The organism is Rhodophyticola sp., assembly GCF_965284195.1.
Classification (GTDB): Bacteria; Pseudomonadota; Alphaproteobacteria; order Rhodobacterales; family Rhodobacteraceae; genus Rhodophyticola.
Genome location: NZ_CBDIRM010000002.1, coordinates 33,476 through 51,405, shown reverse-complemented (window position 1 = coordinate 51,405; position 17,930 = coordinate 33,476). Strand labels below are relative to the sequence as shown.

The window sequence follows — 17,930 nt, the reverse complement described above, 5'->3', positions numbered from 1 at the left end:
CTCAGCCTCTCTTGCCCTGCCCGGCCATGTCCTGCCACATCGTCAGGTAATCGCGCGCCATGCGGTCGCGGCCATAGCCTTGCGCCACCTCGTGTCCGCGCTCCCCCAATGTCGCACGCAGGGCCGGATCGTCAAGCAGCCCGGCGATGGTACGGGCCAGCGCGGGGATATCCTCGGGCGGGACCAGCGGCGCGCCGGTGGGCACCACCACCTCGCGCAGGCCGGGCACGTCGCTGGCCACGACCGGCAGGCCGGCGATTCATCGCCTCGACCGCCGCCAGCCCGAAACCCTCCACAGAGACGGCATCAGAAACATGTCCGCCGTTTTCAGCACCGGGCCGATATCGGCGACATGGCCAAGAAACTGCACCCTGTCGCCGATCCCCAGCGATCCGGCCAGCGCGCGCAATGCAGCCTCATCCGGTCCTGCCCCTGCAATCCGATATGTCCAGTCCCGCTCTTGCAGACGCGCCAGCGCCTGCAAGCCTGCGCGGTAGTTCTTTTGCCTCACCAACCGCCCAACGGACAGTATGGTGGGGCATACCGGATCTGGGGATCTTTCGGGAACAGCCTCGAACCGCAAATCCGTACCGTTGGTCACTACGTATGTCCGACCGACAAGCCGCGGCTGAGCTTGCAGCAGCGCCTTTTCTGTCTGCGTGCTGATCGCGGCGACTTGGCCGAACCCGCATAGATCAGACGGTCCAGACCGCGTCCCAACACCTTGTCGCGGCGCCGGTTCCAGGTATTGTGCTCGGTCATGGCGCAGGGCGCGCGCAACAGCCCCGCCTGCCGCAGGGCCGATACATAAAGCGTGCTGGGAAACAGATGCGCGTGAACCACGTCGCCGGCCCGCGTCCAGATAGGCATCGCGGCCAACCAGAACCGCGCGCGGATCGCTTGCCCGCACACTGGCTTCCAGAACCATTCGCCGGATGCTGTCAGGAGTGATCAGCCGTGCGTCATATCCCGCCGCACGCAGATCCTGATGCAGCCCCCGCGCCAGCCGCTCGGCCCCGCCACGGTCAAGCCCCGCATGGTTGATGATCTGGAAGATGCGCATCGGATCAGGCCCGCGACCCGGACCAATGCGATAGGTCGCGCCCAGTCAGCCGGGCCAGTTGAGCAACGTCTTCGGCGTAATAGTCATCCAGCATGGCGCGTATCTGTGGGTCTAGAACGGGCCGTTCGAGGATTCTGTCATAAACTCTTGCCCGTATCTTTTCACGCAGGAGGCGTGGCACGAAACGCTTGATCCGACGTTTCGGAAAGTTGAGCATCCGCATGATCCCTTTTTTCGTAGGGACCCCACCCTTTTGCGTATGTACTACTTGAGGACTGAAAGTGTCATCAACACCCAGCCACCGGTAGATGCCTTGCGCACATCGCAACCGGCGTCTTTTCCAAGTCCTCAAAGAAAACAATATGCATCCGGTCTCTTCCGAAAGTGTCCAGCCAGGTCGATAGTTTTTCGGCTTGCAGTCCCTTGGGCAGACGGGTGTTACCCGGGGCCTCATAAATACCCCGGTTATCAGACCACTCCGCTCCGTTTCTGGTCCAGAAAGTCTTCAAAAGAACCTTCGAGGCCCCAACTTCTCACCCGCAACAAATACTCCGAAAAGATACGGTCGCTCGGGTTGCGTAACGACACGATGAGGCGAGCATCCGGCACTTCTTCGTGCAACAGGCCCGCGACATCCCCGTGATAGAGATAATGCGAGGCCTCGCCTCGCCAGCTTTCCTGCTGCGCATCTGCGAAAAGGCCAAGATAGGCCTCTTGCGTGATATATTTCCCGGACAACACGGTGCCCGCATCCCTGCCATGACGGCGTAGATTCTCTGCAGCCCAGAACATCGGCTCCTTTATCGGAGACATGAATATTTCGGGATGCTGCTGTAGAAGCAGGTAAAGCGACGTCGAACCGCACCGCATCCCCCGATGAAATAGAGGTTAGGCCACGATCTTGTCTGGTTTGCCATCACTCCATGCCTCTCCAGTTATACCTCGGTCCACGATCGAAAGCCGAGCGAATTTCACTGCTTTCTGGCCACACCTGCCAAACCTCCATAGCGTCTTGAAAACCAGCCAGCCAATCCGCGCATCAATCGAGTGCGGGACTTAGATTTTTTATCCAAACCTCCAACCAAGCGATAGAAAAGATAGCGATCTTCATTGAATTTTACATCAGATCCATTTTTTGAAAATAACTGTTCAATTTCACTTAAACATAAATAGAACGTGTTCTCGACCAGCCATCGGTCGAAGAAATCCACCCAGATGCGCCCAGGGCGATTGCGTTTCAATCGCACTCGGCCGACCAAACGGTTGAGATACAACCACGTCCGCCGGAGCCACGAACCGGGACGCATCCAATGAACAAAGAACACGTTGGAGTGGGCCTCACGCCACATGTCCTGATGGGGGAAGGTGAAATACAGCCGCCCGCCGGGCTTCAGAACACGGGCAATCTCGCGCAGGGCGGTATCCAGATCGGGGACATGCTCGAACACCTGATTCGATGTTACCACGTCAAAGCTACCATCGGCAAAGGGCAGGATGCGCCCATCATAGCCGAAGACGCGGCTTCCCAGAAGGCCGCGTTGTTGCAGAACATCTCGGATATTGGTACCGCTACCTGCCGCGAAATACTCCACCCCTGAGGCGTCCCACCCTGTTCCAGTGCAAGGGCGACTATATCGCCCTTGCCAGTACCAAAATCCAGCAATCTACCGCGTTGGGGAAAATCTTGATTTGCCTGGTCTATCAGGAAACGGTAATTGACGTGAAATTTCTCATTCATGGTGTTTTTACTTTTTGGTTATTGGCTGCCATATCGGCCAATCGTATACTTTACGTGAGATTGATGCTGGAAACATGGTCGCTCTGTACTTTATTGACATTTCTTATCACTGGTAGGCAAAGCGCCTCCCCTTAACCCATTCCTTAACCCCCGGTGGCACGAACCGTCGCCAGGTCTGGGGAAAGTTTGCATCCGGCACGAAGTCGGCCCAAGGCTTGGGCACCCAGTGCGGCGGGGCCTCGGCCATGATCTCGGTGAACAGCGCGGCATAGCTGGCGGCGGCGATGGCATTGGAAAACCGCGCGCGCGCGTCAAGCGCAACCGCCTTGTGCAGGGTTGCCAGCCGGGTGCGATCGGCGGCCAGCCCTGCCACCGCATCGGCAAACCCTGCCGCATCCTCTTGCGCCACCAGATGCCCGGTGCGGCCCTCTTGAATCATGAAATCGGTGATGCCTGCGATGTTGAAACAGACCGGCACGGCGCCGGCCATCATTGCCTCTAGCAGCGCATTGGGCATCCCCTCGAACCGCGAGGTAAAGACAAACACATCCGTCTGCGCCAGGAAATCGGGGATGTCATCGGGCCCCAGCGCGCCGACGAATTCCACCTGCCCCGCCGCCTCGGCCCCGGCCAGCGCGCGGCGCAGTTGATCACCATGCCGCCCCTTGCCCGCGATGCGCAGGCGGAAATCCACACCGCGCGCCAGCAACGCATCCACGATGGCGGGCAGGTGCAGCACACCCTTTTGCCCGTGTTCAAGCCGCCCCAGGAACCCCAGTTCCAGCCGCGCACCCTGACCGCGTGGCTGCGCGGCGGCGGCATCAAAGCGCGCAGGGTCGATGCCATTGGGGATCAGCCGCAGGATCCCAGGATCGGCGCCATAGTCGCGCACCAGATCATCGCGCAACCGCGGGCTCAGGGCCACGATCCGCGCCAACCGGTCACGCCCCGCCATGGTCACGCGATAGCCCTGGTCAAACGCATTGGCGCAGCGCGCCATCACGCGGATACGCGCGGGCAGATGGGGGAAAGACGACAGGATGCCGCCCGAATTGATCCCCATCACGATGTCGATCTCTTCTGCCTCGCACCAGTCGGCAAAGGCCCGTGCCTGCGCCTTGAGCCCGATGGCACGCGGTGCCAGCAGGGTGCAGCCCGCATCGGCATAGCCGTCTTCCCACAGCCGCGCCTCGTCACGCCCGACACTGACACACCGCAGATCCACACCGTGCGCACGCAGGGCCAGCCGGAGATTGCGATAGAACGTGAACGTGCCACCATCCTTGGGGACCGAGCCGAAGGCGACGCGAATGAGCGGGGCGGTCTGTCACGGGGCTGAAATTCCTTGCATCGCGTCCTGAAAAACCGGCACCAGGTCGCGGCACCCTCTCAAACGCCTCACCGTTAGCCACCCGCTTCAAGAGGGTCAAGTTTTCCAGCCCCTATCTGCCCAATGCCCCGGGATTTATCCGACTCTGTGCTCATTGCTTGCCCCCACCCCCCTGCCCGTTGCACAAAACCCCAAAGCGTATTCATTCAGGACATTGCCCATGCCCACGCCCATCACCCCTGTCATCCTGTGCGGCGGCTCTGGCACGCGGCTGTGGCCCCTGTCGCGCAAGAGCTATCCCAAGCAGTTCGTGCCGCTGATGGGGGATGAGAGCGCTGTTCCAGGCCTCGGCCAGGCGACTGTCGGGGGGCAGCGATGCGGTGCGGTTCAACCCGCCGCTGATCCTGACCAATGCCGATTTCCGCTTTATCGTGACCGAACAGTTACACGAGGTGGGCATCGACCCCGTCGCCATTCTGATCGAGCCCGAGGGCCGCAACACCGCGCCCGCGATCCTGGCCGCAGCCCTGCATGCGCAGGCGGAGGACCCCGATGCCATCCTGCTGGTCGCGCCATCCGATCACGTGGTGCCCGACGTGGCCGCCTTTCATGCCGCCGTGGCACAGGGGTTGGGGCCGGTGGCGGCTGGCGATCTGGTGACATTCGGCATCACCCCTGCCCATGCGGAAACCGCCTATGGCTATCTGGAACTGGCCGAGGCCCCGCAGGACGCCCCCGTCAAGCTGCACCGCTTTGTCGAGAAACCCGATGCCAGGACAGCGGCCGACATGCTGGCCGCGGGCACCTACCTGTGGAACGCGGGCATTTTCCTGTTTCGCGCCGCCGACATCATCGCGGCCTTTCACACCCATGCCCCCGATCTGGTGGCCCCGGTCACCGACGCGCTGGAGCGGGCCAAGCCCGATCTGGGCTTTCTGCGGCTCGACCCAAAGGCCTGGGCGGGCGCGCAGGATATCTCGGTCGATTACGCGGTGATGGAGCGGGCGGCCAACCTGTCGGTCGTCCCCTTTGCCGGCGGCATGGTCGGATCTGGGTGGCTGGGATGCGGTCTGGCGCGAAAGCGGCCCCGACGCGGCGCGGCGTGGTGGCTGGCCAGAACGCCACCGCTGATCGACTGCACCGACACGCTGCTGCGCGCCGAGGATACGGGCCAGCAGATCGTCGGCATCGGGCTGTCCAACATCATGGCCGTGGCGATGGGCGACGCGGTGCTGGTGGCCGACATGAGCCGCGCACAGGATGTCAAACGCGCGGTTGCGGCGTTAAAGGAACAGGGTGCCCCGCAGGCCACGCAGTTTCCCAAGGATCACCGCCCCTGGGGCTGGTTCGAAAGCCTGGCGGTGGGCGCGCGGTTCCAGGTCAAGCGCATCCTGGTCCACCCCGGCGCCTCGCTGAGCCTGCAAAGCCATTTCCACCGCTCGGAACACTGGATCGTGGTGCAGGGCACGGCCAAGGTCACGGTGGACGACACCGTGCAACTGCTGTCGGAAAACCAGAGCGTCTATATCCCGCTGGGGGCCGTGCACCGGCTGGAAAACCCCGGCAAGCTGCCCATGGTGCTGATCGAGGTCCAGACCGGCGGATATGTGGGCGAGGACGACATTGTCCGGTATGAGGATGCGTATCAGCGGGGGTGAGGGGGTTTAGCTTGCTTATCTTAGGAAATCTTCGAGTTCCGCCTCACTCGAACTGAAAGAACCGAATGGTTCCACAACCAACCAAGTGCTGAAAAAGAGCACTTGGCCTACCAATATTTCTTAGAACAAAGCCTACTGGGCTAGAAACCGCATGCTGGACCAAAGACAGGTTCGCATGCTTTGCACTTAGGTGCGCCAGTTCAACTCGTAACACTTCTCTTAGCGCCGCCTGATCAGGTTTTATGTGAGCTAAATCCGTTTGTCTTTGCTTCATCACGTCAAGATATGTCGTCAAAGTCCGCAACTTGGATTTAACTTTCTCTGCTGTTGTTATCTTGGAAAAGCGAACTGAACTCATCCCGACTTGGTATCTGTACGCAACAAGATTTTCTCTGACGTGGTGAGTTTTTCCTAGCAAAGCAGCCCGGAAACCAAGAACAAGATCTTCATAAGAATGCTTGAGCTCGATTTCAGAAAATTTATCTATTAGGTTACGGTGTATTGCCCCGGTCGCTCCAATGTATAAAGTGTTTGATCGCGCAGCGTCCTCCAACGTATAATTTCCATGAAACAGTGGCGACAAATAGTCTTGTCGCGGCAAGACCTGGCCCGTCTCATCAATATACTCAACACAATTCGTACCAGAAACGCACCTGTTTCCTGAAACGCGGCAACGGTCTTTCTTACTCGATCCATACAGGAAATATCATCTCCCGCAGCCAAGATAATGTAGTCACCGTGGCATTGGGCAAGGGTCTGGTTAACGTTCCGATCAAGCCCGCGTTTCTATCGTTCCTCATGAACAATCAACGTCATGCGGACCAGTGTACTCGGCAAGAATTTGTTCGATTAAATCTGGCAGTTCGGTCAACCGAAGCATCATCAGAAATGAACGATCTGCTAAGCCCTATACCCAATCCTGCGCCAAAATCGACCGCAACGCATCCTCGACATAGCTTTCCTGATTATAGGTCAGCATGGCCACGCTGACCTTGACAGGGTCTGGTGCAGACTCAGCCATCCACAACAGCCCCCACCACCGCTTCGGCCTCTTGCAGATGCGGCCCAATCGGCAGGCTCAGCACCTCGTCGGCCAACTGGCGTGCAAGGGGCAGGGCCTCGGGCGCGATCCCCATTCCGGCATAGGCGGCCTGCATGTGCGGCGGGATGGGATAGTGGATCAGCGTGCCCACCCCGGCCTGTCCCAGCCGCGCTTGCAGGCCGTCACGGTCGGGGCTGCGCACCACATAAAGATGCCAGGCGGGCTCGGCCCAGTCGGGCACATGGGGCAGGATCAGCCCGGTATCCGCCAGCCCCTGCGCATAGACCCCGGCCACGGCGCGGCGGCGCGCGGTCCAGTCGTCCAGCGCCTCCAGCTTGACCCGCAGGACCGCCGCCTGCACCGGATCGAGGCGCGAGTTCACCCCCGGTTCCTCGTTCACGTATTTCTGGCGTGAGCCGTAGTTGCGCAGCAGCGCCACCCGCTCGGCCAGCGCCGCATCGTCGGTCGTGACCGCCCCGGCATCGCCAAGCGCACCAAGGTTCTTGCCGGGATAAAAGCTCCAGCACACGATATCACCATGCCGCCCCGATCCGCCGCCCCTTGTAGCGCGCGCCATGGGCCTGCGCGGCATCCTCGATCACGCGCAGCCCGTGACGGCGGGCAATCTCCAGGATCGGGTCCATGTCGGCGGGCTGGACCATAGAGATGCACCGGCAGGATGGCGCGGGTGTGCGGGGTGATCGCGGCCTCGATCCGGGCCGGGTCGATGTTGTGGGTGGCCGGGTCAGGCTCCACCGGAACAGGGATGGCCCCCACGCCCGACACCGCCAGCCATGTGGCGATATAGGTATTCGACGGCACGATCACCTGATCCCCCGGCCCGATATCCAGCGCCCGCAAGGCCAGCGTCAGCGCATCCAGCCCGTTGGCCAGCCCGACGCCATGTTTCGCCCCGCAATGGGCGGCCCACTCCGCCTCGAACGCCTCGACCTCGGGGCCAAGGATATACCAGCCGCTGTCCAGTATTCACGGGCAACGGCCGCATCGATCTGCGGCTTCAGTTCCAGATAGGCGGCGCGGAGATCTAGGAAGGGTATTTTCATTCTATATGTTCCTCAACCGGCGAAAACGCGACGCGCCCCACGCCCCAGCTGGCGCAATTTTCTCCCTGCCTTCAAACGCACGACAAGAGATTTTCCAGCTTTTCCGCGATCAGCGTCCAGATCATATCAGCTTGATTGCGGGATGGCTGACGGTGATCGTATTGGCAACAACCGCTCGTTCTGCAGGTGACAACCGCTGGCCAACACCATCAGCGCCCTGCTGCCGGATAGGCGTTTGCAACTGTTCTTGCGTGTACCAGCCTGAAACCCCGGTTTGTGTCGCCTCGAAATCGGCCTGATCAATCCTGATCATGTCCGGCTCTTCGGGCAGTTCGAGGAAACGGCACATATCCAAGGCCGCCTTGCCAGGTGCTTCGACAACATCCTCATAGTTCACGATGTGTACGCGGCCCGGACAAGCCAAAGCCGCCTCAAAGCCTGCATGCCAATAACGGTCGACTTCCCTGGCGCTCATCTGCACGTCCGAGCAGAAGGCAGGAGGCCGCTTACCCATTTGCCTATGCTTACGGGCCACCTCTTTCATCGAGGCTACGATGTCATACGGATGGCGCACGACCATCATGAAGCGCGCATCCGGAAACAGATCGAGAAGAGTTCTGAAATGCAGCAAGTTGGAGGGTGTCTTTTCGCTAAATACAGACTTCCCAGCAGAAAAGGCCTTTGCAGAAAAAATAGTCTGCACGAATACCCGAAACAGATCGTCCACGATATTCTTATCCGCAATCGCGGAAATACAGCCATTCTCGACCGAGGTCACCATCTTGTCACGCAAAGCAGCCAAAGCAGGCATATAATCGAATTCCGGCCCGGCATAAACTTGTGAATGTGCACCGAGAAGGCGCTGCACCAAAGTTGTTCCCGAGCGTGGGGAACCACCAACAAAAACTAGCTTTGCCTGAAATGGGTCACTCATTTTCCATGCCCCGTCATTTCCAGAAACGCCCCGTGATCCCTTATATAATCCGCCTCGTCATACCGATGCGAGGCCAGCACCATGCAGACCGCGCCCTGGCTGAAGGCGTCCATCTCGCGCCAGATCATGCGGCTGATGTACAGCCCCTTGCGCGGGTCGCGCAGCCAGTAGTCGCGCTGTTCGTGGCCGTCGATCCACCTTCATGCGGAAACTGCCCGACAGGGCAAAGACCACCTGCTCAAGCTCTCGATGGGCATGGCCGCCGCGTTCAGGATCGACCGGAACGTTATAGAGATAATAGACCCGCGCGATGTCAAAGGGGATGTGATTGCCGCCCTCGACAAAGGTCAGATCGCCCCGTGGGTCGTGGATCTGCGGCAGGTCGATCTGCCGAACAAGCCCGCGTGGTGCCGTCATGCGCTGGCCTCCGTTAAAATGGTCATGTATCCGTCCCGGTCCGCCTGAAACCGGGCGCGGGGGTAGGTGAAGTAGATGTTCACGTCATCGGAGCCGGTTTCCTGCGCACCAAAGCGATGATGAAAGGCAAGCGTCCGGTCATTGTCACGGCGGACATCGAAAACCGCCAGATCGCGGCCCAGTCCTGCGAACCCCACATCATAAATCAACACCGCGCTTTCCAGCGCCGCCTTGGGCGGTTTGGTCTGATCCAGTATCCAGCTGCCCCAGGTGAAGCGATCCGCCTCGATATCATACAGCCGCACGGTGCCGCAGGGCTGGCCGGTGTCGCGGCGCTCGATGAGGTAATAGATCTCCCGCCCTGCCGCCTCGCGTGCCTGATACCTCTCGATCCAGGCGCGTTGATCGGCGACCGTGCCGGTGACGGGCGACAGGTGGTGGTTGTAGGCCGGGTTCACGCGCAGCCCGTGGATATAGGCCGCATCGCCGGGCCGCACCGGGCGCAGGCGCAGGCACGGCCGAGCGCAGCGCACTCTCTCCCTCCTCCCGTCACGCCGCCTCTCCCAGCCTTGCGATCCTAGCAACGCGTCGCGTCTGCCTGTCATGCCGGGCGTCCCTTCGGCAGACGACCGCGCCCGCAGTCCAGCACCACGATCCGGTCGGCAAGGTCCATGCACGACGCCCATGTCGGTGCTCGATCAGCAGCAGTGGTGCGTGCCCTGCATCAGGCGTCAAGCGCCTGCTGCACCAGCGTTTCGCTTTCGGCATCGAGCGCGCTGGTCGCCTCGTCGAGCAGCAGGATCGCGGCATGATACGGCGCGCGCGATGCCGATGCGCTGCCGCTGACCGCCCGACAGGCGCACGCCCCGCTCGCCGACATGGGTGTCATAGCCCTGCGGCAGATCGGCCCGGATGAAGGCATCCAACTGCGCGATGCGCGCGGCCTCGTACACGCGGGGCTGGTCGATCTCGGACGGGGGCACGCCCAGGGCGATGTTCTCGGACACGCTGGCATCGGTCAGAAAGATGTCCTGCGGCACATAACCCACGCTTTGCTGCCAGGCGCGCAGGGTGTCGGCAGTCACCGCCACGCCATCGACCCGCAGCGCGCCCTGCCGTGGGCGCCAGCAGCCCCAGCACCACATCGGCCAGCGTGGTCTTGCCCGCCCCGGTGCTGCCCACGATGCCGATCTTTTCGCCCGCCCGGATGTCCAGCGTGATGTCGCGCAGCCCCGCCGCCTCGGCGTTGGGATAGCGATAGAACACCGCGTCGAGTTGCAGCCCGCGGGTCAGCCCCAACCCCTTGGGCAGATCACGCGGCGGGTGGCTAGGCACCCGCCTTCTGCACCAGGTCCTCGTGCACGATATCCACCGCCGCGGCGCCGCGCTGCAGCGTGGCCAGCGCGCGGTAGGAGCTTGGACAGTTCCGGCATCAACCGCTGCCCGGCAAAAGGCGAACACCCCCAGCGTGGGCAGGATATCCCCCAACGCCGCCCCCGAGCCATCCGGCCAGCCGCGCAGGATCGAGCAGCGCCAGGCACAGCAGGATGATGCCGCCGAACGCCACCGCCTGCAGCGCGGATTGCGGCACCTGGGCGATCACCTGCACCGTGACCTGCGTGCGCGCCATGCGCTGCGAGGGCACGGCAAAGCGCGCGGCATAGGCGCCTTCGCGGCCCAGCAGCTTGATATCCTTGATGCCCCCAGCGCCTCGTTGGCGATGCCGGAACCGCGCACTGTTGGCCTCGACCCGCACCCGACCCAGACGGCCCAGCAAGCGGCGGCTGAAGGCAAAGATCGCGCCGTAGATGCCGCCCAGCAGCGCCAGCGCCACGATTGCGATCACCGGCTCGATCCAGATCAGGAAGCCCAGCAGCGCCAGCACGGTCAAGGCGGATGCGATCAGGTCGGCGGCGGGGCGCAGGAACTGCTGCACCGCGCTGCCCGCCTCGGACAGGATACGCGTGCCCATTTCGCCGGAATGCCGGTTGAGGAAGAATTCGCAAGGCTGGCGCAGATAGGCCACCATCAGCCGGTAACTGATGGAATGGGTGCGCATCAGCGTATAGCGGGCCACCACCCATGTCTTGGCGATCTGGATGCCATTGGCCGCCAGGATCACCCCGAACGACACCAGCCCCAGCACGACCAGAAAGGCGTAATCGCTGGTAAAGCCGAACCACTCATAGGCCCAGGACGGGGCAGAAACGCTGCGGATCACGATCGGGATCGGCCAGCACGGCCAGGAACGGCATGATCGAGCCGACCATGACACCGCCGAAAACGCCCCCACAACGATGACGCCCAGGGTGATCCAGGCATTGCGCCGCTCTTGCCCGTCCAGCAACGCCCAGGCCTTTTTCCATGTTTCGAAGTCAATCATGTGAAACCGTTCGAAAAAGCCGGTGAAAGATCTGCATTTACAAGTAAACTGGGCAATCAAATCGCGTGTGATCGGAGTACGCAAATGCCACCACACTGTAAAGGGCGGGGCATGGATGAAAAGAACTCCATGCGATTGCAGTTTGCAAACTCACCGCGCATTGCAAGGAATTCAGGCAGCCCGATCGCACGACCGCACCGGCTTCATGGCCCGGCGGGCTCAGCCTCTCGAGATTGGCAGGCTCAGGGGCGGGATCGCCACGGCACCGGGTTCGGTCCGGGCGGTGATGCCGGGGGCGGCGCCGGTCTCCATTTCCCGCACTGTCGTGGGAACCTTGATGAAAAAACCCAGGTTCTCGCCAAGACCATGCGCCTGCGCCACATCCGCGCGGGAAAACTCCGGGCTTGTCGTCGCCTGCTGACCGCCGACATACAGCGTGATGGCACTGGCGTTGATCCACCCCTCGACTTCAAAGGCCTTTCCGTTGAACCCGGCCCGATCCACGCATCCGGCAAGACCGCCATTCTCATCCAGTATGGACAATCTGCCTGCAAGAAAACCGCAGTTTGCCAGACGCAAACCGTCCACCAAGCCAGCTTCTCATGGCGCACCTCGTTAAAATGTTGACTCAAATCACTTCTCGGATATCGAGATCGGTATCTCAGGAAAAAGTCAAAGCAAATGCAGGATCTGCTTTTGCGCCCTGTCCTTGGCGCGGGGATCGACGGCAAAACAGGCAGCGCTTGCGGAACTGGTGATCAACGCGCGGATGCCGAGGCTGACCCTCGCGATTGCCCTGCCCCTTGATTGATGGCACACCACCCCGGCAGATATCCAGAAGGCATACCAGTGACCGAAACCGATACCGACACCGCAGCAGATACCGCCGCGCGGGTGCTGCGGCTTGAGGCGCAGGGCCTGACCCGGCTAGCCGATCACATACCGGCCGATTTCGCCCCCGCCGCCGCCGCCATCCTGGGCCTGCAGGGCCGGGTGATCGTGTCGGGCATGGGCAAGTCCGGCCATGTCGCGTCACAAGATGGCGGCGACGCTCGCCTCGACCGGCACGCCCGCCCAGTATCGTCCATCCCGGCCGAGGCCAGCGCACGGCGACCTCGGCATGATCGCCGGCCGGCGACGTCAGCCTGGCTGCTCTCCAGGTCGGGCGAAACGCGCCGAGCTGGGCCAGCATCATCGCCTACACGCGCAACGGTTTCGCGCATCCCGCTCGTCGCCATGACCGCGGAAGCCAACAGCGCGCTCGGCGCCGCCGCCGACATCGCCCTCGTCCTGCCGCGCGCGGAAGAGGCCTGCCCGAACAAGCTCGCGCCCACCACCTCGACCACCATGCAGCTCGCGCTGGGCGATGCGCTGGCGATCGCGCTGCTGGAGGCGCGCAGGGCTTCCGGGCCGAGGATTTCCGAGGCTTTCCACCCCGGCGGCAAGCTGGGCGCGCGGATGCGCCGGGTGTCCGACCTGATGCACGGGGCCGACAGCCTGCCTCTGGTGGGCGTGGACCGCCGATGTCCGAGGCGCTGTTGGTGATGTCGGCCAAGGGATTTGGCATCGTGGCGGTGACGGATACGGCGGGCACGCTGGCAGGCATCGTCACCGACGGCGACCTGCGGCGCAACATGGCCGACCTGCTGGCGCGCACTGCAGGCCAGATCGCCACCCGCGACCCGGTGACGGTGACGCCCGACATGCTGGCCGCCCAGGCGCTGGCGGTGATGAACGAGCGCAAGATCTCGGTCCTGCTGGCGGTGGATGACGCCCGCCGCCCGGTGGGGCTGCTGCATGTCTGCGACTGCCTGCGTGCCGGGGTGATCTGACCTTTCGCATGCGAAAGATGGATCCCGCAAACGTCCGGGTATGCGGCCTGGCACATCTTGCCCCGTCTGTGCCCCCGCCGCGATCCTTTCGTGATCCTCCTGTGGCCTTCCTTACCCATCCGCGCTGGTGCGGCCCAAGACCCACAGACGCCCCAACAGACGACCGACAGGCCGCGAACCGATGACCTCCGACACCGATCCCGCGCAGAAACTGGCCCCTGTGAGCGCGCATTTCCGGCGCGACGGCGCGCGCGGTGGCGGCGCTGATCCTGCGCGAGATGAGCGTTACCTATGGCAGGTCTCCGGGGGGGTATATCTGGGCGGTGCTGGAGCCCGCAGCGGGTATCGGCCTTCTGGTTCTGGTCTTTTCGGTCGCGTTCGAAGCGCCGCCGATGGGTTCGAATTTTGCGATGTTCTACGCCACGGGGATGATCCCGTTTCTGGCCTATAGCGGCGATGAAGGTGCAGCAGGCGATCAACTATTCGAAACAACTGCTGGCCTATCCGCGGGTGACCTTCGTCGACGCACTGCTGGCGCGGTTCGTCCTCAGTGTGCTGACACAGTTGGTGGTCGGCGCGCTGATCTTCACCTTCGTGCTGACGATATACGAAACCCGGACGGTGCTGCGGATCGGCACGCTTCTGAATGCCTATGCCATGTCGGCGGCGCTGGGATTCGGGATCGGCGTTCTGAACTGCCTGATGGTGTCGCGCCACGCGCTGTGGCAGACCGTCTGGTCGGTGCTCACCCGGCCACTTATACTGATTTCAGGTGTTATCTTCCTGCATGAGTCGCATCCCCGAGCCCTATCGCGGCTGGCTGGAATGGAACCCGCTGGTGCATGTGGTCGGCGAAGCGCGGCGCGCTGTCTACTACAGCTATGTGGGCGCGTATGTTGACCCGGTGTACGCCTATGGCGTGGCACTGGTATGTGCGGTGGCGGGGCTCTTGCTGTTGCGCAGCTATTACCGTGACCTGATGGAGCGCTGAACCCCGAAGGGGCCAGCATCCATCCACGATCTTCGTGTCGAGCGGTTTGCCCGCAGGGTATCGCGGGTCAGGCGCCCTCCACCTCGGGGGCCGCAGACATGCCGCGCCTGTGTCGCGGCAGACGACAAGGAAGGAACGACCAACATGTCCAGAGATGCAACGACGATGGACAGGCCCCACCAGCCCCCTTGCGCCCCGCCCGCCAGGCCCTGGCCGAGGGCACCCATGACCGCGCGCTTGACGCGGCAGCTCACGCACGCACCGCCGGGGCTGATCCAGGGCCTGTCTCGATATCGAACTGCGCTGCCTGATGGGACTGGGCCAGACCGCGCGCGCCTATACCACCGGCACGGCCGGGCTGGCACGCGGCGAGGCCCCGACACAGGCCGGGTATGTCGCGCTGGCGCTGGCCGCGCTGGACCAGGGCCACCCGCAAGAGGCCGAGCGGTTCGCCGATGCCGCGCTGGCGTTGATCCCCGATCATGCAGGGCCATCGCCGTGAAATACACCGCGGCCGCAGCACGTCTGCCTGCCAAGGCGCTGGAGGACGGGTTGCGCGCGCATCTTCGCCCCCGGCACGCATGCCGGCCACATCCTTGGCATCCAACGTCTGGCGCAGGAACGCGGGGCGGCCGATGGCGCGGTCGCACGACTGCTGGCGCAGGCACAAGAGCAATTTCCCGATAGCCCCGAACTGCGCACCATGAAGACCCTGTTACACCCCGAAAGCCAGGAGGACGACGGTCGGCTGCCTGCCGATATCGACCTGGAAAATTCACCCGCCCGGTGGTCTGGATGGGGGCGCAACCCGATGGCGAGGATGCGCCCATCGTGACGGAAAACACCGGCACCGGCGATGTTCTGGTGCATTTCAACGGCATCGTACGCGGCTTCAACCGCGGGCCGGTGACCTCGAGGTTCCTATGTCGGGGCGGGCTATTCCGCGATCTACCTGACCGACCCCACGCGACTGCTGTTCACCACCGGGATTGCCGGGCTGGGCGATGACTTCGACAGCGCCGCACAGGGCGTGCAGCGGCTGATCGGGGGCTTCGGCCCGCGCTGCCAGCCTGGACTACGCTGCGTCACCTGCGGGCGGGTTCGAGCCCGGCATTACGGCACCGGCTGCTGGGTGCTGACCGGGTGCTGCGCCTGTCGGGTGTCACCACCGTTGACCGCGCCTTTCTGGACACCACCGGCGACCGGCGCGCGCGTGCGCTGCTCTACCGGCTGGAAAAGGCCATGCCGCCCGACCTGGCCCGTGTGCGCCCGCGTCTTGAGGCCAGCGCCGCACCGCCCCGGATCGACATGGTCTATGGCACCGACAACCCCGAGGACCGCGCCCAGGCCGAGCAACTGCGCGGCGCGCCGAGCGTACGGCTGTATCCGATTGCCGGGCTGGCCCGCCACTCGACCCAGAAATTCCTGTGCGACGCCGGGCTGATGCCCGCCGTTCTGGCAGGCGACATGACCGCGCTGGAACGCCTTTGCGATCCACAATCAAAGGTTCACCCATGAAGGATACCGACACCGCCGCCCATGCCGACAGCCGCCCCGCCCCGTCCGACCTGCGCGCGATGCAGCGCCGCATCGGACGGTTCCAGGGGCAGCCTACGACATATCGGCCACCTGCAACCTGACCTGCGAGGGCTGCCTGTTCTTGCTCCGCGTTGACGTGGCGGACATCCCGCAGGGCCGCGATGCCGACTGGGCGCGACTGTTTCAGCCGAGGCCGCGCGGGGTGAATTACGCCCAGGTCGGCAGGCCGAGCCATCGATGGTGCCCGCCTGGCTGCGCGGCCTGGGATCACATCAAGGCCGGGGTGATCTACGGCACGCGGCGGATCGACCTCGACATCGGCTATCGCATCCATGTCCTCGCCTGGGGTTGGGCGATGACCCGACCCAACCTGCGCAAGGCGGATGTGACGGCCAAGGCGCTGCGGCTTTATGCGCGCGACCCGCGGGCGGTGTTCACCCTCGGTCATCACCGCCGCCAATATCCACGAGATCGTGCCGGTGGCGCAGCTCTGCGCCGAACATGGCGCGCGGCTGACCTACAGTTATTTTTCACCCACCGACCTGTATCAGGGCCGCGATCAGGCCACGGATCAGGTGGGCCCGGCGGATGCGGGCGATTACATGCGGCTGGATGACGACCTGCGCATGGGGCCCGCCGAATTTGCCGCCGCCCGGGCGCGGATCGTCACCGCGATGGCGCGGTTTCCCGAAACCGTGCGCTACAGCCTGCATTACAACGACTGGATCACCCAGCCCGCCGACCGGCTGTGGCAGCTGGACGCGCAGGGCGTCGCGGTGGATTGCGGCAACCGGCTGTCGGACACCCATCGCCATTACGCCGCCGATGCGACACAGAATGACGGCAAATGCTGTTCGCCCAACATTGACTGCGGCGAACGCCGCGCCTATGCGATGGGCATGGGTACCCTGTGTCACGCCTGCGCGCCTTTCGGCACGAGCGCGCGGGCCTGGCTTGACGGGCTGCGCATCTGGTTTGAGCTGTTCATGCCGCTGGAGGATCAGACCGGCGTGGCCTGACATAAAACAGGCTCTGACAAGCCGCACAGAGCCTGTTCTTTACGCGTCGGCGCGCCCGGCTCAGCGGGCCAGGCCCCGGTCCGCCAGATAGGCCATCGCGCGCGGGATGCGGGTCTTGTCGCGCAGTTCCAGCACCCGCCGCGGGCTGTGCTCCAGCGCGGCGATGGCGCGGAACACCGCGTCCCACAGGATCGTGCCCTCGCCCAGGCTCCAGTGCCGGTCGGCATAGCCATCGGCGTCCTGCAGATGCACATGTTCCAGCTGCGCGCCCGCGTCCTGGATGAAGTAATCCACCGGCGGTGCCCCGGTCGAGCCATGGGCGTAATGCGCGTGGCCGGCATCGACCGACAGCTTCACACGCTCCGGATCCAGCGCCGCCGGCCAGCGCGCGGAGCGCTCGGCGGGGCCGATGTCCATGATGTTCTCGATCACCAGGGTCACGCCCTGATCCTCGGCCCGCTTGACCACCGCGGCCATGTCACGGGTGAACTCGATCACCTTGGCGCGCGATCCGGGGATGTTATCGAGGTTGCTGTAATCCCATGTGGTATAGGTTAACGGATCATCTGGTCCGCGCCGATGGCGCGCTGCGACATCCAGCTCTGCATCATGCGTACCCCACCGCCGCGCAGAATGGCCGGGTCCATCGAATGGATGGTAGTTCTCAAAATGGCCTAACGCCGATCCGCCCAGACCGTCCAGCTGGCGACGCGCCTCGTCGGCCGGTTGCCAGTCGCTGTCCAGCGTTTCGGCAAAGAAGAAACTTTGCGCACTCGATGTCGCGGTCGGCCTGGAACAGCCAGTCACGATACTGCGCCAGCGCCCGACCGGCAGGCAGGTCTCCGATCACGGGAAGATCAGCACTCATGCGGTCCTCGTCCTTTCGGATGGCGATGCGCTGCGCCAGGCGCGCGCGGTAA

The 17,930-nt window shown here is 63.3% G+C and carries 22 protein-coding genes and 5 pseudogenes; 10 read left to right on the top strand and 17 right to left on the bottom strand.

Features of this window, described 5'->3' with window-relative positions; all coding sequences use genetic code 11:
- Position 1: 1 nt before the first annotated feature.
- From ACQ651_RS20540 to ACQ651_RS20525, 4 genes and pseudogenes are all read right to left on the bottom strand, one after another.
- A pseudogene (locus tag ACQ651_RS20540) lies at positions 2-928 on the bottom strand (glycosyltransferase family 4 protein).
- A gap of 603 nt (positions 929-1,531) precedes the next feature.
- Entirely contained in the window at positions 1,532-1,933 is a 402-nt protein-coding gene (locus ACQ651_RS20535) for a sulfotransferase (protein WP_430450408.1), read from the bottom strand.
- A 101-nt stretch (positions 1,934-2,034) separates the two neighbouring features.
- Positions 2,035-2,727, bottom strand: a complete 693-nt coding sequence (locus ACQ651_RS20530; RefSeq protein ID WP_430450536.1) for a methyltransferase domain-containing protein — start codon at positions 2,725-2,727, stop codon at positions 2,035-2,037.
- 180 nt (positions 2,728-2,907) lie between these two features.
- Positions 2,908-4,113, bottom strand: coding sequence for a glycosyltransferase family 4 protein (locus tag ACQ651_RS20525; protein ID WP_430450535.1), 1,206 nt, complete (start codon positions 4,111-4,113; stop codon positions 2,908-2,910).
- 238 nt (positions 4,114-4,351) lie between these two features.
- On the opposite strand from ACQ651_RS20525, the pseudogene ACQ651_RS20520 reads away from it, so the two are divergent.
- Together ACQ651_RS20520 and ACQ651_RS20515 are read left to right on the top strand one after the other, a co-directional pair.
- A pseudogene (locus tag ACQ651_RS20520) lies at positions 4,352-4,414 on the top strand (sugar phosphate nucleotidyltransferase); the annotation flags it as partial.
- A gap of 43 nt (positions 4,415-4,457) precedes the next feature.
- A complete protein-coding gene (locus ACQ651_RS20515; RefSeq protein WP_430450407.1) occupies positions 4,458-5,789 on the top strand; it encodes a mannose-1-phosphate guanylyltransferase/mannose-6-phosphate isomerase in 1,332 nt (443 codons plus the stop codon).
- A 43-nt stretch (positions 5,790-5,832) separates the two neighbouring features.
- On the opposite strand, the gene ACQ651_RS20510 is transcribed toward ACQ651_RS20515, so the two are convergent.
- The 12 genes and pseudogenes from ACQ651_RS20510 to ACQ651_RS20455 form a co-directional block, all read right to left on the bottom strand.
- A complete protein-coding gene (locus ACQ651_RS20510) occupies positions 5,833-6,342 on the bottom strand; it encodes a hypothetical protein (protein ID WP_430450406.1) in 510 nt (169 codons plus the stop codon).
- 460 nt (positions 6,343-6,802) lie between these two features.
- Positions 6,803-7,360, bottom strand: a complete 558-nt coding sequence (locus ACQ651_RS20505) for a DegT/DnrJ/EryC1/StrS family aminotransferase (RefSeq protein WP_430450405.1) — start codon at positions 7,358-7,360, stop codon at positions 6,803-6,805.
- A gap of 4 nt (positions 7,361-7,364) precedes the next feature.
- A complete protein-coding gene (locus ACQ651_RS20500) occupies positions 7,365-7,493 on the bottom strand; it encodes a DegT/DnrJ/EryC1/StrS family aminotransferase (RefSeq protein WP_430450404.1) in 129 nt (42 codons plus the stop codon).
- Between the two features lie 55 nt (positions 7,494-7,548).
- A pseudogene (locus tag ACQ651_RS20495) lies at positions 7,549-7,797 on the bottom strand (DegT/DnrJ/EryC1/StrS family aminotransferase); the annotation flags it as partial.
- 219 nt (positions 7,798-8,016) lie between these two features.
- A complete protein-coding gene (locus ACQ651_RS20490) occupies positions 8,017-8,829 on the bottom strand; it encodes a sulfotransferase family protein (RefSeq protein WP_430450403.1) in 813 nt (270 codons plus the stop codon).
- Positions 8,826-8,966 carry a WxcM-like domain-containing protein gene (locus ACQ651_RS20485; RefSeq protein ID WP_430450534.1) on the bottom strand — a complete coding sequence of 47 codons (141 nt, stop codon included), beginning with the start codon at positions 8,964-8,966 and terminating at the stop codon, positions 8,826-8,828. The genes ACQ651_RS20490 and ACQ651_RS20485 overlap by 4 nt, the downstream gene beginning before the upstream one ends.
- 115 nt (positions 8,967-9,081) lie before the next feature.
- Positions 9,082-9,246 (bottom strand): annotated as a pseudogene (locus ACQ651_RS20480) (WxcM-like domain-containing protein); the annotation flags it as partial.
- Positions 9,243-9,779, bottom strand: a complete 537-nt coding sequence (locus ACQ651_RS20475) for a GNAT family N-acetyltransferase (RefSeq protein ID WP_430450402.1) — start codon at positions 9,777-9,779, stop codon at positions 9,243-9,245. The gene ACQ651_RS20475 and the pseudogene ACQ651_RS20480, both read right to left, overlap by 4 nt.
- 198 nt (positions 9,780-9,977) lie before the next feature.
- On the bottom strand, positions 9,978-10,331 hold the full coding sequence (locus tag ACQ651_RS20470; RefSeq protein ID WP_430450401.1) for an ATP-binding cassette domain-containing protein: 354 nt from the start codon (positions 10,329-10,331) through the stop codon (positions 9,978-9,980).
- A 52-nt stretch (positions 10,332-10,383) separates the two neighbouring features.
- A pseudogene (locus ACQ651_RS20465) lies at positions 10,384-10,512 on the bottom strand (ATP-binding cassette domain-containing protein); the annotation flags it as partial.
- A 166-nt stretch (positions 10,513-10,678) separates the two neighbouring features.
- Positions 10,679-11,629, bottom strand: a complete 951-nt coding sequence (locus ACQ651_RS20460) for an ABC transporter transmembrane domain-containing protein (protein ID WP_430450400.1) — start codon at positions 11,627-11,629, stop codon at positions 10,679-10,681.
- A gap of 219 nt (positions 11,630-11,848) precedes the next feature.
- On the bottom strand, positions 11,849-12,172 hold the full coding sequence (locus ACQ651_RS20455) for a hypothetical protein (RefSeq protein ID WP_430450399.1): 324 nt from the start codon (positions 12,170-12,172) through the stop codon (positions 11,849-11,851).
- A 306-nt stretch (positions 12,173-12,478) separates the two neighbouring features.
- Here ACQ651_RS20455 and ACQ651_RS20450 point away from each other — a divergent pair, with 306 nt between their 5' ends.
- From ACQ651_RS20450 to ACQ651_RS20415, 8 genes are all read left to right on the top strand, one after another.
- The gene (locus tag ACQ651_RS20450) at positions 12,479-13,174 is read left to right on the top strand and encodes an SIS domain-containing protein (RefSeq protein WP_430450398.1); all 696 of its coding nucleotides are present in this window, start codon (positions 12,479-12,481) and stop codon (positions 13,172-13,174) included.
- A complete protein-coding gene (locus tag ACQ651_RS20445; protein ID WP_430450397.1) occupies positions 13,153-13,461 on the top strand; it encodes a CBS domain-containing protein in 309 nt (102 codons plus the stop codon). Before ACQ651_RS20450 ends, ACQ651_RS20445 begins: the two co-directional genes overlap by 22 nt.
- A 254-nt stretch (positions 13,462-13,715) precedes the next feature.
- On the top strand, positions 13,716-14,252 hold the full coding sequence (locus tag ACQ651_RS20440) for an ABC transporter permease (RefSeq protein ID WP_430450396.1): 537 nt from the start codon (positions 13,716-13,718) through the stop codon (positions 14,250-14,252).
- On the top strand, positions 14,249-14,452 hold the full coding sequence (locus ACQ651_RS20435; protein WP_430450395.1) for a hypothetical protein: 204 nt from the start codon (positions 14,249-14,251) through the stop codon (positions 14,450-14,452). Before ACQ651_RS20440 ends, ACQ651_RS20435 begins: the two co-directional genes overlap by 4 nt.
- A gap of 310 nt (positions 14,453-14,762) precedes the next feature.
- Positions 14,763-14,954, top strand: a complete 192-nt coding sequence (locus ACQ651_RS20430; protein WP_430450394.1) for a hypothetical protein — start codon at positions 14,763-14,765, stop codon at positions 14,952-14,954.
- 641 nt (positions 14,955-15,595) lie between these two features.
- Positions 15,596-15,970: a hypothetical protein gene (locus ACQ651_RS20425; protein WP_430450393.1), complete on the top strand. Its 375-nt coding sequence runs from the start codon at positions 15,596-15,598 to the stop codon at positions 15,968-15,970.
- The gene (locus tag ACQ651_RS20420; protein WP_430450392.1) at positions 15,967-16,092 is read left to right on the top strand and encodes a hypothetical protein; all 126 of its coding nucleotides are present in this window, start codon (positions 15,967-15,969) and stop codon (positions 16,090-16,092) included. Before ACQ651_RS20425 ends, ACQ651_RS20420 begins: the two co-directional genes overlap by 4 nt.
- Before the next feature lie 309 nt (positions 16,093-16,401).
- A complete protein-coding gene (locus ACQ651_RS20415; RefSeq protein WP_430450391.1) occupies positions 16,402-17,010 on the top strand; it encodes a hypothetical protein in 609 nt (202 codons plus the stop codon).
- A gap of 60 nt (positions 17,011-17,070) precedes the next feature.
- Here ACQ651_RS20415 and ACQ651_RS20410 read toward each other — a convergent pair whose 3' ends face one another.
- Complete coding sequence (locus ACQ651_RS20410) at positions 17,071-17,817, bottom strand: sugar phosphate isomerase/epimerase family protein (RefSeq protein WP_430450390.1); 747 nt, start codon at positions 17,815-17,817, stop codon at positions 17,071-17,073.
- Positions 17,818-17,930: the final 113 nt, after the last annotated feature.